The organism is Desmospora activa DSM 45169, assembly GCF_003046315.1.
GTDB classification, from domain to species: domain Bacteria; phylum Bacillota; class Bacilli; order Thermoactinomycetales; family DSM-45169; genus Desmospora; species Desmospora activa.
Map to the genome: position 1 here is coordinate 1927003 of NZ_PZZP01000001.1, position 13940 is coordinate 1940942.

Annotated in this window: 15 protein-coding genes; 5 read left to right on the top strand and 10 right to left on the bottom strand. The window is 47.5% G+C overall.

Going from position 1 to position 13940, the window contains the following annotated elements:
* Position 1 precedes the first annotated feature (1 nt).
* On the top strand, positions 2-349 hold the full coding sequence (locus tag C8J48_RS09395) for a hypothetical protein (protein ID WP_107726207.1): 348 nt from the start codon (positions 2-4) through the stop codon (positions 347-349).
* A gap of 133 nt (positions 350-482) precedes the next feature.
* On the top strand, positions 483-1844 hold the full coding sequence (locus tag C8J48_RS09400) for a sodium-dependent transporter (RefSeq protein WP_245891109.1): 1362 nt from the start codon (positions 483-485) through the stop codon (positions 1842-1844).
* Positions 1845-1987: 143 nt separating this feature from the next.
* Here the strand turns inward: C8J48_RS09400 and C8J48_RS09405 are convergent, their stop codons facing one another.
* The 4 genes from C8J48_RS09405 to C8J48_RS09420 all read right to left on the bottom strand — a co-directional run bounded on the left by C8J48_RS09405 (position 1988) and on the right by C8J48_RS09420 (position 6243).
* Positions 1988-3466, bottom strand: coding sequence for a YecA family protein (locus C8J48_RS09405; protein WP_107726209.1), 1479 nt, complete (start codon positions 3464-3466; stop codon positions 1988-1990).
* 170 nt (positions 3467-3636) lie between these two features.
* Complete coding sequence (locus tag C8J48_RS09410; RefSeq protein WP_107726211.1) at positions 3637-4665, bottom strand: resuscitation-promoting factor; 1029 nt, start codon at positions 4663-4665, stop codon at positions 3637-3639.
* 173 nt (positions 4666-4838) lie between these two features.
* Positions 4839-5897, bottom strand: coding sequence for a VanW family protein (locus C8J48_RS09415; protein WP_245891110.1), 1059 nt, complete (start codon positions 5895-5897; stop codon positions 4839-4841).
* A 76-nt stretch (positions 5898-5973) separates the two neighbouring features.
* Positions 5974-6243 (bottom strand): DUF1294 domain-containing protein, encoded by a 270-nt coding sequence (locus tag C8J48_RS09420; protein ID WP_107727674.1) that lies wholly within the window; start codon positions 6241-6243, stop codon positions 5974-5976.
* Between the two features lie 253 nt (positions 6244-6496).
* Between C8J48_RS09420 and C8J48_RS09425 the strand changes: the two genes are divergently transcribed.
* Together C8J48_RS09425 and C8J48_RS09430 are read left to right on the top strand one after the other, a co-directional pair.
* On the top strand, positions 6497-7819 hold the full coding sequence (locus C8J48_RS09425; RefSeq protein WP_107726213.1) for a cytochrome ubiquinol oxidase subunit I: 1323 nt from the start codon (positions 6497-6499) through the stop codon (positions 7817-7819).
* 17 nt (positions 7820-7836) lie between these two features.
* The gene (locus C8J48_RS09430; RefSeq protein WP_107726215.1) at positions 7837-8871 is read left to right on the top strand and encodes a cytochrome d ubiquinol oxidase subunit II; all 1035 of its coding nucleotides are present in this window, start codon (positions 7837-7839) and stop codon (positions 8869-8871) included.
* 20 nt (positions 8872-8891) lie between these two features.
* Here the strand turns inward: C8J48_RS09430 and C8J48_RS09435 are convergent, their stop codons facing one another.
* Positions 8892-9635, bottom strand: a complete 744-nt coding sequence (locus tag C8J48_RS09435; protein ID WP_107727675.1) for a gamma-glutamyl-gamma-aminobutyrate hydrolase family protein — start codon at positions 9633-9635, stop codon at positions 8892-8894.
* A gap of 148 nt (positions 9636-9783) precedes the next feature.
* Positions 9784-10011: a DUF378 domain-containing protein gene (locus C8J48_RS09440; protein WP_107726217.1), complete on the bottom strand. Its 228-nt coding sequence runs from the start codon at positions 10009-10011 to the stop codon at positions 9784-9786.
* 332 nt (positions 10012-10343) lie between these two features.
* Between C8J48_RS09440 and C8J48_RS09445 the strand changes: the two genes are divergently transcribed.
* Positions 10344-11870 carry a BCCT family transporter gene (locus tag C8J48_RS09445; RefSeq protein WP_107726219.1) on the top strand — a complete coding sequence of 509 codons (1527 nt, stop codon included), beginning with the start codon at positions 10344-10346 and terminating at the stop codon, positions 11868-11870.
* Between the two features lie 106 nt (positions 11871-11976).
* On the opposite strand, the gene ispG is transcribed toward C8J48_RS09445, so the two are convergent.
* The 4 genes from ispG to C8J48_RS09465 all read right to left on the bottom strand — a co-directional run bounded on the left by ispG (position 11977) and on the right by C8J48_RS09465 (position 13884).
* Entirely contained in the window at positions 11977-13071 is a 1095-nt protein-coding gene (ispG, locus tag C8J48_RS09450) for a flavodoxin-dependent (E)-4-hydroxy-3-methylbut-2-enyl-diphosphate synthase (protein WP_107726221.1), read from the bottom strand.
* Between the two features lie 167 nt (positions 13072-13238).
* Positions 13239-13493, bottom strand: coding sequence for a YkuS family protein (locus tag C8J48_RS09455; RefSeq protein WP_107726224.1), 255 nt, complete (start codon positions 13491-13493; stop codon positions 13239-13241).
* A 5-nt stretch (positions 13494-13498) separates the two neighbouring features.
* On the bottom strand, positions 13499-13678 hold the full coding sequence (locus C8J48_RS09460; protein ID WP_107726226.1) for a hypothetical protein: 180 nt from the start codon (positions 13676-13678) through the stop codon (positions 13499-13501).
* Positions 13675-13884: a YqzE family protein gene (locus C8J48_RS09465; RefSeq protein WP_107726228.1), complete on the bottom strand. Its 210-nt coding sequence runs from the start codon at positions 13882-13884 to the stop codon at positions 13675-13677. The genes C8J48_RS09460 and C8J48_RS09465 overlap by 4 nt, the downstream gene beginning before the upstream one ends.
* Positions 13885-13940 lie beyond the last annotated feature (56 nt).

Here is a 13940-nt window from a genome sequence, read left to right on the forward strand (position 1 = left end):
CTTGAAACTGCGAGTGAAGCCGATCACAGGTCTGATCCGATCTCAGGCCCATATTGACCGCATTCTGCGATCCCAGGGATTTGTTTACCGTTCCGGTCTATATAACATCCGTATCCAGGACAGTACATCGGGAAACGTCTACCAACTTCAAATCCCCGCTCTGCCTCATAATTCCCAGGCACAAGAACAGCCTTTTATTCGTTTGGGTGAACCCTCCATTCACTGTAACAGAGGATTGTCCCGTTTCCAAGCGCAAAACAGAGATATCCCCGCCCCTGTTTTGGACGCTGCCAATGATAAACTGGCAGAGATCGTCTCTTATCTACGCTCACATCCCACAGTGACGTAAGTAGGATTCTGCACCTCTCCTCAATCTCTCCCGCCTCAAAAAATGGAAATAAACCCTCGCCTCTTTACGAAAAACGTTCCTGTGATAAACTAAAACGATATCTATTTTCATTTAAGGAGGACTGACATTCGTCGTGGCTTCAACATCGAAATCATCCCGTGAACAATGGTCAAACAAAATGGGGTTTATTTTAGCAGCGATCGGTTCCGCCGTCGGTTTGGGTAGTATCTGGCGCTTTCCATTTGTGGCAGGAGTGAATGGGGGAGGGGCATTTGTCCTTATCTATCTGTTGTCCATATTGCTGTTGGGATTGCCGGTATTATTAAGCGAAATTGTAATGGGCCGTTCGGCACAAAAAAACCCGATCGGTGCCTACCGGCATCATGCACCCAACACCCCCTGGTTTTTAAGCGGATATATCGGTATCGTTGCTACCATCATTATTTTGGCTTTTTACAGTACCATCGGAGGATGGACATTGGCCTATACGCTAGAGGCGGTGACGGGTGCTTTTGGTTCCATCACCATTGATCAGGCGGAAGTCCGCTTCGGTTCATTCATCAACAACGCTTGGTCTCCAATTTTATGGCAGGCTGCTTTTATCGGTTTTACCATTCTTATCTGTCTGTCTGGAATACAAAAGGGGATTGAACGTACCAACAAATTTCTAATGCCGTTGTTAGGTATAATGCTGATCATTCTCGTCGTTCGTGCCGTTACATTGCCCGGTGCAATGGAAGGGGTTCGGTTTATTCTGTTTCCCGATTGGTCAGCTGTCACCTGGACCACATTCTTTGAAGCGCTGGGTATGGCCTTCTTCTCCCTGAGTGTTGGTGCAGGCACCATGATCACTTATGGTAGCTACCTCTCCCGCCAGGAAAATATCCCAAGTGCCGTCGGCAACGTTGTCGTCTTTTCCACACTCGTCTCCCTCGCTGCCGGTTTGGCTATTTTCCCAGCCGTCTTTTCCTTAGGATATACACCCGATGCGGGACCGGCTTTGGTCTTTATCACTTTACCGGCGGTATTTGCTCATCTGCCTGTTGGCAGCCTCTTTGCCATACTCTTCTTCGCCTTATTAAGCTTTGCCGCTTTAACATCCGCGATTTCCTTGTTGGAGGTACCCCTTCGTTATCTACAAGATGAACATGGTTTTTCTCGACAGATTATCTGGTTGGTTGGAGGAGGTATCTTTCTGCTGGGGATTCCTGCCACCCTTTCCTTTAGTTCATTGGCGGATATCTCGGTGATTGGGCAACTGCCCATCTTTGATTCGATGGACTTCGTCGCCTCCAACGTCCTGCTCCCCTTAAGCGGATTGTTTGTCATACTGTTTGTCGGTTGGAAGTGGGGCGTTAGCAAAATGCTTGCAGAGGCAGAAGGCGTTGATGGCAAAGGAATACCAGCGCGCTCCTTTTGGCCCATCGTCATTCGTTGGGTGACACCACTCTTGATAATCGCGGTATTTTTGTTTCAAATATTCACCAGCCTCTAATTATAAAAACCCCGCATCCGTTTATGGTTGCGGGGTTTTTTACGGCTCTATCATCGCTTGTGAAGGCACTTCGGCACAAATCAAAACGAACCACCAACCTGGGTAAGATTGCTTTCTACAAGCCATCTGTAAGAGGCTGTCAATCATGAAACGATCTCAACCGCTTTAGATTGAAAAAAAGGATATACCGATTCAATATCCGTCATCACGCTTTCTTCCCGTTTCAAATAAATGGTTCCGCGCACCCAAAAACGATTTTCCATCCAAGCCGGTGGCCAACTGCGTGTATTCAGTTGGACTGGAATCCATGTTTCCCCGGTATCTAGGCTGGCACCAGCAGCGGAGATCGCCAATATATACGTCCCTTTTGCCGCCAGATTGGGTTCTTCCGGCTCTTCTGCCACTCCGTTCTCCTGCAGCCATTTGCGAGCTTCAAAGCTTTGCGGGAGATGATGAATTAATTCCGAGTACACACGGGAAAAGGCGGGATAGACGTCCCCGATCGCTTCATCTCGCACCCAGCGAATGAAGTGTTTGATCGTGTTGAGAAAAATCTTCGCTCGAATGGGACCACCTACTCCTTGATCCACATACCATACACCTAAAAAATGCAAAAAAACTTCTTCTTTCAATTGCGACCAGGTAAAGGATTTTCCAAAGTGAGCCGCGATATACTCACGAAACAACGCAAGGGATTCACGGTACAATTCCTGTGTTTTCAGTTGAAATTGACTTACATACCGGCTCTGAAATTGTGCCAATTGCTGTTCCACCACATCCGGCAATCCCGCTTGTTCAGAGGATAAAACCGGAACCCGTGGAAGGGAATTCTTTTTCTCCTCGGCAGGTATCGCCGATGGATGCTCCATGGTTGATGCCAGTTCCTGATTCGCCTGTCTTGATGCGGTTATCTTCTCCAGTTGATCGATCTCATTCGCTCGTTGCACCATCCATCCGAGAATCTGTAAACCGTTATTTTGCCAGAACTCCCGGTTTAACTCCCCTTCATTGGATCTGTTTTTTATATACACTTCAATCTCCCCCCTCATCTCGACCCCAAAAAAAGTATACGGGCCAAACAACTCATGACGGCTACCCAAACGGGAGAGGCGAGTGACAAGGAACATACCGGGGGAAATCCCTTTTGTCTGGGGAACGGTATAACGCTCCCCGTTCGACAAGGAACACAGTACAACTGTCTCCCTTATCTCTTCCTCCACTTTATAGCAGTCTAAATGAATGTTACACAGTTCGTCCACCCACAAACGTGTGTCCGGTGAAAAGCTTCCCTTTTCTCTCCAGACCTCCACCGGGCGAAGGCTGTCGAGGCACGGAGCGTCCAACATCAACCAAAATTGGTAGGCAAATGTAAAATGCGGTGGAATGGGTTGATCCGATGGCAAGTTTAAACTTTCTTTAAACCTTTCAGACCAGTATTGTTCGATTTCCCCAGAGCTCTGTTTTCTAAACCATTGAATCAAATGTTGGAACAATTGGGATTTGATCTTGGAGTCCCTTTCTTCACGCACCTGTTGAGCAGATCGAATGGCAACGACCCGCTCACAGCATTTTTTGTATTTTTTTCCGCTCCCGCAAGGACAGGGATCATTGCGACCAGCCATTGGCGACACACCCTATTAAAAAGTCCTTTTCTGTAGTATATATGAAACAGACCCATTTTTACAAAAATATTTGGAAAAGACTGATGCAATTCCCACTTTCGCTTTCTCCATCCATCTTAAAAAGAAACACCCCGGGATGTAAAGATCCTCAGGGTGTAAAAAGCAAAAGATTATTCCAATATATAGATGGTCACATTGCGACGTCCCCATTGAATCGCCTCTTCTCTCGTCTCGAAGAAGAGATCGATAATATTTCCTCTCACGGCTCCACCGGTATCCTGCGCGACTCCTTGACCGTAACCGGGTATATAGAGTTTCGTTCCTAATGGAATCACACTCGGATCCACGGCAACGGTACCCCGTTTGGGCATATTACCGGTCGCCGTCGGATTTCCCGTATGGGTATACCCTGTCGCTTGACCATTCATCGATTTGGAGTATTTCAATCCGGCGATGCGTGAACCGCCAGACGAAGCTAATTCCGTATCATCCTTGTCGTCGGCAGTCTCTTCTTCTTCTTCTTCTTTTTTGCCGGAACCTACCTTGACGATTTGATGAACCGGATCCACTTTTTCAACCAATTTCTTATCGGTTACCATCGCTTTACCATTTTTGTAGAGCGCAGTCACCTGATAAATTTCTTGTCCCGCTTTTCCTTCTTGGGTTACTTTTTTCTCACCTTCCGGAAGATCGGGATCTTTTTCTTCCTTCACTTGAAAATCCGTTTTTTCCACTTTTTTCTGTACCCGTTTTTCGATCTGTTCCACCACAATGGTTAAATCATTGGTAATCTTCTGATCCAAAGCGGCATTTACCTGATCGTTTTTGCTCAATTTCACCTTTTGTTCTTCCAAGAATTCTTTAACGGTCGGTTGTGTCGTTTTCACCGATTTGCCGTCTTCGGCTCCCATCTTTAAGGTAACCTCACACATGCAGGTTAGATGTACGTTGGTGTCTTTTTGTATGGGGGTATTCCAGGATATCTCCGGTTTATATTGTTGCTCTAACTCTTTCTTGTCAAATCCTTCCTTCTCTAGAGCGTCAATCAATGTACCCTTCATAACAGTCACTGTTACGGTTTCATCTGTATCGCTAAACGAAATGGTTACTTCTTTCTGCATCATCGCATATGTGACCGCTGTGCCTGACAAAAGAAGGACGCTTAAAACCCCCAACACGATGATTAAGGTTTTCTTCATCCAATCCCTCCTTCTCCTCTACACTCAGAAGAACGGTACCCATTATAACAAAGAGTGAAGCGAAGATCTATGCAAATTTTGCATTAAACGGCTCGTTTCATACAAAATGCGTAAAAATCTGAAATAGGAAAGCGATGAAAAAAGAAGGTCCCCCTCCCCTTCTTTTTTCACCTTCATTCAGTTATATCCTGCTCCCACTCTTTCTTCTGTAAAGGCGGATTACGATATTCTTCCGCGCTTTTATCCAACGGCTGCTTTGTTTTCGGTGGAACTTTTTCCACTTTCGGTTCATCCTTTGGCGGTTCGGGTGTGGATCGTGGATGATTGTGAGTATCTCCCGATCCGTAGATATCCACTGTCAACCACCCCTGATTGGCGCGGGCAGCAACCAAGATCGGTTGATTGAGTTGATTTTGGAAGCTGAAATCGGGTCCTCCCCAAGAGACTGTCGCATCGCGGCCCGGAGGGACATAGGTAACATTCTTTGTATGACTGACTCGCTGAATAACCCGCAAACCCGCTCGCTCTACACTGTTGAACAAAGTGGATGAGGTTTGGCAAATCCCTCCGCCAATTCCTTCTGTATACTCACCGCGAACAATAACCGGTGCCGGTCTATACCCTCGGTTGGGTGTACGCATCCCTACGATTTGATTAAATGAGAAAATCTCACCTTCAGGTAGCACAACATGATCCATCGCCTTGGTCGATAAATGAATGTTGTGCGTGCGGTTGACGTTCCCAGGGTTATAGCGAGTGCTATAAGTCCCTAGCCGTTTTTCTTTGATACGAAGCAGTGTTTTGGTGGTGATCATCGGCTTCCAGACTTGGATCGGGACTTCCGATACTTGGTTGACGTGTTCGTGAATATGATCCAACCACCCCTCCAATTCGTGCCGATCAACTTGGCGACCGTCCCGGTGAGGGATCGGCTTTCGGTTTTCAAACCGGGCTGAAACCGGGGGGCGATTCACCTGTGATTCCACATTACTGGCCAACCACTCAAAAAAAGCGGCACGATCCAACGTGGTCGGATCCACTCCATCAAAGCCTACATCTGCTAAATTGAGCTCCCAGCGTCTCTCTCCATCCGTTAGGATTAAATTGGAGGTCGGCTGCTGTCCCATCTGTTGTGGTAAAGGGGGCTCCCCAAGGCTTTGTGGGGGTGGAGTCTGTGTTGTACAGCCACAGATACACAGAAGGATCGATAATCCTGTGATGATTCCTTTCATTCTGGTCACCCCTTTGCTTCTTAGTGTGTAACAAAGGGGAAAGATGTCATCTGCCAACATCATGCAGAAAAAACGATCACCACAGCCAATAAAGACATAAAATCGTCATTAATCCGTTTACGACCATAATACAGGGGATACCGATGCGAAAGGCAGGACGGGTCGTCTTATGGCGAAACCATTGCATTCCTGCCCAGATACCGGCGCCTCCTCCCGCCAGCGCAGCCGTAAACAGGTGTCGCTCGGAAACGCGCCATCCCCCCTGTTTCGCTCGTCGCTTATCGTGCCACATGACAAGGCAACCATAACCGTTAATCATTAGAAGATAAAGGATAAACAGACTCATGCCAACAGCATAACGAGAAGTATAGGGCTTGGCTATAGGACTTCTAGACGATTTTGGGTTTATTTGTTCAATGATGAACAAAGTTTAAATTTAAGTAAACCTTTTCGCCAACACTCTGACAGTTTAATGTCTTATTTTTGTTGATCCCATGTCAAATAAGTGAAGACTTTATGAAAGGTTAAATTTGTGTATTTCTTCACAAACAAAAAGAAGGTATGATGACGGTAACAAGGGTATTAGAGGGGGCAATACCATGGATCCCACTATTCTAAGTCGAATTCTAACAGCGGAAACACTTTCTTTTCACATTATATGGGCAACCATCGGTGTCGGTGTTCCTGTATTTATCTCGATTGCAGAAGGATGGGGCATCTACAAAAAAGATCCTCATTATATTTTGATGGCTCGCCGCTGGACCCGTGGCTTTGTCATCACTGTGGCGGTAGGAGTTGTAACCGGCACCTGTATCGGGATGATGTTAAGTATGTTATGGCCACGATTTATGCAAATGGCGGGCAACATTATCAGCTTGCCCTTGTTTTTGGAAACCTTCGCCTTTTTCTTTGAAGCCATCTTTCTGGGTATCTATCTCTACACCTGGGATCGATTTAAGAAGCCAATTTATCACTGGTTGATGTCGATTCCAATCGTGTTGGGGTCATCGCTGTCAGCAGTCTTTATCACCACGGTCAATGCTTTTATGAATACACCCACCGGATTCTCTTTAAGCCCGGACGGAGAAGTGATCAACATCCGTCCGCTGGAAGCCATGTTTAATCCGGCCACTCCAACCAAAGTAGCTCACGTTCTCACCTCTGCTTATGTCACTTGTGCCTTTTTGCTGGCTGCGATTGCCGCTTGGCACCTTTTAAAAGGGCGGAATCATGTCTATTACAAAAAAGCGTTGAAACTAACCATGATTCTCGGCCTTGTACTCGCCTTGGCAACCGCGTTGGCTGGCGATTTCTCCGGCAAATTCCTGGCTGAATACGTGCCGGAAAAGCTGGCTGCGGCAGAGTGGCACTTTGAGACAGACCAATATGCGCCCCTGGTTTTGTTCGGATGGTTGGATGATAACGGCAATGTACGGGGGGCACTGGAGATTCCCTGGGCGTTAAGTATTCTTGGTGGAGGGACGCCCAGCTCTGAAATTATCGGTCTTAACGATTTTCCCGAGGATGAACGCCCTCCTTTATGGATTCACTATCTGTTTGACGGCATGGTTGTAATTGGCACCTATCTAATTGTGATTGCGGCGCTCTTCGCCTGGTTGTGGTGGCGCCAAAAAAACCCCTATCGTCCATGGCTATTAAAGGGGATTGTATGGGCGGCTCCGCTCTCGTTTCTGGCGATTCAGTTTGGGTGGATTTACGCTGAAGTGGGACGACAACCTTGGATTTTGCGCGGGATCATGAAAGTGAGCGAAGCCTCCACCACTGCTGACAACGTTGGTGTGTTGTTGCTGATGTTTACTGCTCTCTACATCGCTCTCGCCATTTTTGCCAGTCTCGTTCTGTTGCGCCTCTTTAAAAATCGACCGGCGGAAAAAGAAATGGAACAACGCGGTATCGCCTGAGGAAGGAGGAATAGCGGATGTCATTGGAATTGATCGGTATCACGGTTTTGTGGACGTTTCTATATGGATACCTCATTGTGGCGTCTATTGACTTTGGTGCCGGATTCTTCTCTTACTACAGCGTTCTCACCAAAAAAGAACACCTGATCAACCGGATTATCGATCGCTATCTGTCACCGGTATGGGAAGTGACAAACGTATTTCTCGTCTTTTTCTTCGTCGGGATCGTCGGTTTCTTTCCCGATACCGCCTATTACTACGGCACTGCCCTGTTGCTGCCGGGTGGTGTCGCACTTCTGTTGCTCTCTATCCGCGGCTCCTTCTATGCCTTTGCCAACTACGGGGCGCGAAAAAGCCGCACCTCCCTCTTTCTATATGGCGTAACGGGGCTGTTTATCCCCGCCTCCCTCTCAACCGTCCTCACCATCTCAGAAGGGGGCTTTATCGAAAAAACGGCGACAGGAGAAGTTCGCTTTTTAGCCTGGGAGTTTTTTACTAGCCCCTATTCTTGGTCTGTCGTCTTTCTCGCATTGGTCAGCATTTTATTTATCAGTGCCAGCTTTTTAACGTACTATGCCTCCCAAGCGGGAGATGCGACTGCGATGAGTATCTTGCGCCGCTATGCCCTCGCTTGGAGCGGCCCTACGATTTTGGCCAGTTTGTTGGTGTTTGCCGGTTTATCCCAACACAATCCGGTTCACTTTGGGCGGGCTGTCCAGGATTTTGGCTGGATGTTTGCGCTGTCGTTTCTCTGCTTTGTCTGTGCCGTCTGGTTAATCTGGAAACAACGATCGCTCGGATGGGCATTTGTATCTGTGATGTTCCAGTTTTTCTTTGCTTTCTTCGGGTATGGCGCATCCCATTTACCGTATCTGCTGTATCCCTATGTCACCATTCAGTCGGCTCTAACCAATACCACCATGGGATGGGCGTTGGTGATCGCCTTTATTGCCGGTTTGTTGCTATTGATCCCTTCCCTCATCCTGCTGATGAAATTGTTTCTGTTCAATGCCAACTATGTCAAAGGGGAAAAAACGGGCAACAAGACTTAACGTTTTCTCGGCCATCTTCGTCATCCTTCATTTTGGGCGGTGGGGATGGCTTTCTTTTCCCCTTGTTTCACACAGGCCGCGATAAAGGAAGAAAAGAGCTTAAATGCAAACGGGTCTTCCGGCATCATATTCTCCGGGTGCCACTGTACACCGACGATAAAATTGTCCCCCTCCCATTCAAAGGCTTCCACCACACCGTCTGGAGCGGTAGCCACCACAGCGCACCCATCCGGAACCTGCCGCACCGCTTGATGGTGAAAACTGTTTACGCGAACCGTCTCACCTCCCGCCAAACGATAAAGGCGAGACCCTGTCCGAATCCGGATGGAATGAGAAGGATGCGAGCGAGGGGCACGCTGGCTGTGCTGTAAAATGCCCTCTCGCTGACTTCCTAAATCTTGGTACATATCGCCCCCTAAAGCGATCGCTAATATTTGGCATCCGCGACAAATCGCCAAAATCGGTTTACCTTGATCCACTATCTCCCGTACCAGTGCGATTTCCACCCGATCCCGTTCCGGTTCCACTTCACCCAACCCCAAAATTGGCTCTTCTCCAAACAGATGAGGATCGATATCGTTGCCACCGGTCAGCACCAACCCATCCAATCGTTGGGCATAAGCTTTTATGTTTTCTTCGTCGTCCCGATAAGGTAACGCCACCGGCAACCCACCGGCCATCCATATCGCTTCGCTGTTGTCACGACTTAAACTCCACATTCCCTCAAGCCGATAAGACATGGTCATTCCCACTAACGGTCTCATCATTTCTCCCCCATATTGATTTTCCCAACTCATTCTATTCGGATAATTTTATCATATCATAGACATACTCCTATCACTTTGAAAGAAAACGCCGACTCCCCATTGACAGAGAGCGGCGCTTTAAGTTGTCACTTGTATGTGGAATTGGTCATTCCACATGGCCGGCAGGCGTTCTCGCTTCAAACAAAAATTTGATGCAGTAAATTCCAGCCAAACCGATGATGGCATAAATAACACGGCTGAATCCGGAAGAGACCCTGATTGCTTCTCCGCCGAACAGGGCTGATACCAAATCCCATTGAAACAGCCCCACCAACAACCAGTTCAGAGCTCCGACAACAACTAAGATTAAAGCGAGTCGAGACCAACCGCTCATCTTAAACCCTCCTTCTTATGATCGATGGATCGGTCTTAGTATGAAAAAAAGAGACCATTCTTATCCATCCAAACCAAAATCGATCATATCCCCTGTCTCTTCGGGGGTTTATTCCGCTGTTAGAGGGTTCCTCATCCAAGCGTCGTATAATTTTTCGCTGCTATTGAGAGTATATGGGAGCATAAAGCTGGATATAGGCTCCTCTTTGTGACCACATCAATATTTCAGGGCAAAGCCCTTGTCACCTCGCTATCGGTTATTTGCGAAAACATGGGTACTTTCGATACCGTGAAGAGGATCTAACCCTGTTTGGATAAAAAGGAGGAAATGTGTTGAAAAACAACAAACCGCTTGGTCCGGTTTTTTGGGTATCCACGATTACCATTTTTCTCTTGGTAATTTGGGGAGTCTCCTATCCCGCCCAATTTGAAAATGTGGCCACTAGCGCAAAGGATTTTGCAAATGTTAACTTTGCATGGTTTTATCTCCTTTCTACTTTTCTGTTCGTTTCCTTTTGTTTGTTTATGGCCTTCAGCAAATACGGAAAAATACGATTGGGTCGTGATCATGAACGACCGGAATACCCTTTTTTCACTTGGGTAGGCATGCTGTTTAGTTGTGGATTTGGCGTGGGATTGGTCTTCTGGGGTGTCGCCGAACCAATGACCCATTTCTTTTCGCCCCCCATCGGCGGGCTGGAAGAGCAATCCCCCGCCGCCGCCCGAGTCGCCATGCAATATGCCTTTTTCCATTGGGGAATCAGTCAATGGTCCGCTTTTACCATCGTTGGACTGGCGATTGCCTACTTTCAATTTCGCAAACAGGAAGACGGTCTAATCTCCACCACATTTAATCCATTGATCGGCAAAGGAAAAAAGCCGCTTCTGCGCAAGTCAATCGATACCATTGCCGTTATCGCCACCGTAATGGGAGTTGCCACTTCTCTCGGTCAAGGGATATTACAAATCAACGGTGGACTACACTCGGTTTTCGGCACTCCTGCCGATAATAATTACATGTACTTGGCAATCATCGGTGTATTGCTCGCCCTTTACCTCACTTCCTCCATTACCGGTTTGGATAAGGGAATTAAGTATTTGAGTAACCTCAACTTGGGACTAGCTTTGGCTTTGATGACTTTTGTCTTTTTGACCGGCCCCTCGGTCTTCATTCTGGAAAGTTTCATTTTGGGTATTGGGGACTATTTACAAAATTTTGTGCAACTTAGCTTTCGTCTAACCCCTTATACTGAAAGCACATGGGTGTATCAAAATACCATTTTTTATTGGGCATGGGTGATTGCCTGGTCACCTTTCGTCGGCGCTTTTGTCGCCCGGGTTTCCCGTGGCCGCACGATTCGTGAATTTGTGATGGGTGTACTCATCATCCCACCGATGTTAGGCCTGGTATGGATCGCCGTCTTTGGCGGAACCGCCCTCAACCTCGATTTATTCCATGGAACCCAAATTGCAGAAGCGGTCAATCAAAATCTAACCACTTCTCTCTTTGTCACCTTTAATGAATTGCCCTTAAGCTTTTTGCTTTCGGTTATGTCGATTCTACTCATCTTTACTTTCCTGATCACATCTGCTGACTCCGCCACTTATATTCTCGGATCGATGACGAGTCATGGCAGCCTCAACCCCCAATTGCTGGTAAAAGTGATCTGGGGAATCCTCATTGCCGCGATTGCAGGAGTACTGCTAAAAGGTGGATTGGACAGTCTACAGTCCGCATCCTTGGTGGCGGCCTTACCCTTTACCCTATTACTTTTTATCGTTGCTACCTCATTAGTAAAAGCAATCAATGCGGAAAAAAAATCGTCGTCAGAAGAAACGAAAAAAGTTACAAATGAGTAAGTGAAACAGAAATATCACTCTGGCTTCTGCTTTGTGCAGAAGCTTTTTTTTGTTGCAAAGAAAGAAGCCCCACGAAGTGAGGCTTCCAAAAAGCGTAAAGGCATCCTTATACCTTTTGTTCTTCTTGCTGTTTGCGGTAATGCTCTTCCGCCAATTTATCGATTTCCTTTTTCAATTCTTCTACCATCGTCTCCTCCGGCACTTTCCGGATGATCTCACCGTGGCGGAAAAGCAACCCTTCCCCGCGGGCACCGGCAATCCCGATATCCGCTTCCTTGGCTTCACCCGGGCCGTTTACGGCGCAACCCAAAACAGAAACCTTGATGGGAGCTTTAATTTTTGAGATATACTCTTCCACCTCATTGGCGATGGAGATTAAATCGATCTCAATACGGCCGCAAGTCGGACAGGAGATCAAGGTGGCGGCGTTGGCAGCAAGGCCAAAACTCTTCAAAAGTTCACGCGCCACTTTTACTTCCTCTACCGGGTCAGCGCTTAAGGAGATCCGCATCGTAGAGCCGATCCCCTTGGACAGAATCGCCCCCATACCGGCAGCACTCTTTACCGTACCGGAAAACAGGGTTCCGGATTCGGTAATGCCCAAATGCAACGGATAAGGAATCTTTTCCGCTGCTTTGGTATAAGCCTCAATCGCGAGCGGCACATCGGATGCTTTCAGGGAAACGATGATATCTTGAAAGTCCAGATCCTCCAAAATTCCGATATGGAAGAGGGCGCTTTCCACCATGCCGTCGGCGGTAGGGTACCCATACTTCTCCAATATCCGCCGCTCAAGCGATCCGGCATTAACCCCGATTCGCATCGGAATTCCGCGTTCTTTTGCGGCACGAACGACTTCTTCTACTTTGTTTCGTTTGCCGATGTTGCCCGGGTTGATCCGAATTTTGTCGATGCCGCCTTCGATCGCCTTTAACGCCAAGCGGTAATCAAAATGGATGTCCGCCACTAAAGGGACATTGATCTCTTTCTTAATATGCGGAATCGCTTCCGCCGCCCGCTCATCCGGACAAGCCACCCGGACGATTTGGCAACCCGCTTCCTCTAGTCGCAAAATCTCTTCCACTGTGGCTTTAATGTCATGGGTTTTGGTCATGGTCATACTTTGCACCACGACTTGGTCATTGCCGCCGATTTGGATGTTACCCACCTTCACCGGCCGCGTCTGCGTGCGATGATACATGAAATCGCCCCTTTGGTCGCAGAAAACTTGGGTGTTTAGCTTTATCTATTATATATCATTTCTCTCTCGTAAAAAAGGAGCCATTTGGCTCTCAGATTGATAACAAAGTGGGACCGGGTCCCTATTTCGTTTATCGAGGTTTGTCAGCAGCCTCACAGTCGGGCAAGTCACTGTTTACCGATCCGCTGTTGTACCGCCTGATACACCTCATCTGCCGTCATCCCTTCGGCGTTGATCACTGATCCCTGAAATTGTACGTTCTGAATCCCCATCATATCTTTATCTCCACCGGAAATGACACAACAAGCATAATTGTTGGCATCCATATTGTCAGCGGAGAGATCCTCCACCTCACATCCTTGTTGACGTAAATATTGGCTAATTTGGGATAATCCTCGTTCCACCGCTACACGTTGGTTCATCGTCCTTACACTCCTTTTTCCGTTCCGTTTTTTTCGTTTCCATCATTTCCCTCAAGATAAGCGATAAGAGCAACAGGAGTATCCAGCAACTCTTGTAGATCGGACTCCGTTTCACTGATGCGGCGCATCACATCGGAACGCTGACTCAGATTGACCAGATGAAAGGATTTTCGGTCGGGTCTCATTTGGATCCCCCGTTCCTTAAGAAGCGATGCCGTTGCTTATCGGTAAACATCTTCACGCTATGCGGAACCATCCCAAACCAATGGGTTGCCCAACTTGGTCGTTGCTCTTTTCGCTGACGCCGGGTCTCTTTTCGTTCTTGTTTTGGCGTGTCCATGTACCGTACCATTTCCTGAACCAAAAATTTGATGTAATCCTGCGAAGACACGGAATCACCCCCTGTTTTTATAGGATAACCAGGGGGTGATTCTTTAAACCTTTACA

Bases quoted from the DNA above. Each gene is read 5' to 3' on its own strand.
- C8J48_RS09405 (WP_107726209.1), bottom strand. From the start codon at position 3,466: ATGGCTGGTCGCAATGATCCCTGTCCTTGCGGGAGCGGAAAAAAATAC.
- C8J48_RS09410 (WP_107726211.1), bottom strand. From the start codon at position 4,665: ATGAAGAAAACCTTAATCATCGTGTTGGGGGTTTTAAGCGTCCTTCTT.
- C8J48_RS09415 (WP_245891110.1), bottom strand. From the start codon at position 5,897: ATGAAAGGAATCATCACAGGATTATCGATCCTTCTGTGTATCTGTGGC.
- C8J48_RS09420 (WP_107727674.1), bottom strand. From the start codon at position 6,243: ATGAGTCTGTTTATCCTTTATCTTCTAATGATTAACGGTTATGGTTGC.
- C8J48_RS09425 (WP_107726213.1), top strand. From the start codon at position 6,497: ATGGATCCCACTATTCTAAGTCGAATTCTAACAGCGGAAACACTTTCT.
- C8J48_RS09430 (WP_107726215.1), top strand. From the start codon at position 7,837: ATGTCATTGGAATTGATCGGTATCACGGTTTTGTGGACGTTTCTATAT.
- C8J48_RS09435 (WP_107727675.1), bottom strand. From the start codon at position 9,635: ATGAGACCGTTAGTGGGAATGACCATGTCTTATCGGCTTGAGGGAATG.
- C8J48_RS09440 (WP_107726217.1), bottom strand. From the start codon at position 10,011: ATGAGCGGTTGGTCTCGACTCGCTTTAATCTTAGTTGTTGTCGGAGCT.
- ispG (WP_107726221.1), bottom strand. From the start codon at position 13,071: ATGTATCATCGCACGCAGACGCGGCCGGTGAAGGTGGGTAACATCCAA.
- C8J48_RS09455 (WP_107726224.1), bottom strand. From the start codon at position 13,493: ATGAACCAACGTGTAGCGGTGGAACGAGGATTATCCCAAATTAGCCAA.
- C8J48_RS09460 (WP_107726226.1), bottom strand. From the start codon at position 13,678: ATGAGACCCGACCGAAAATCCTTTCATCTGGTCAATCTGAGTCAGCGT.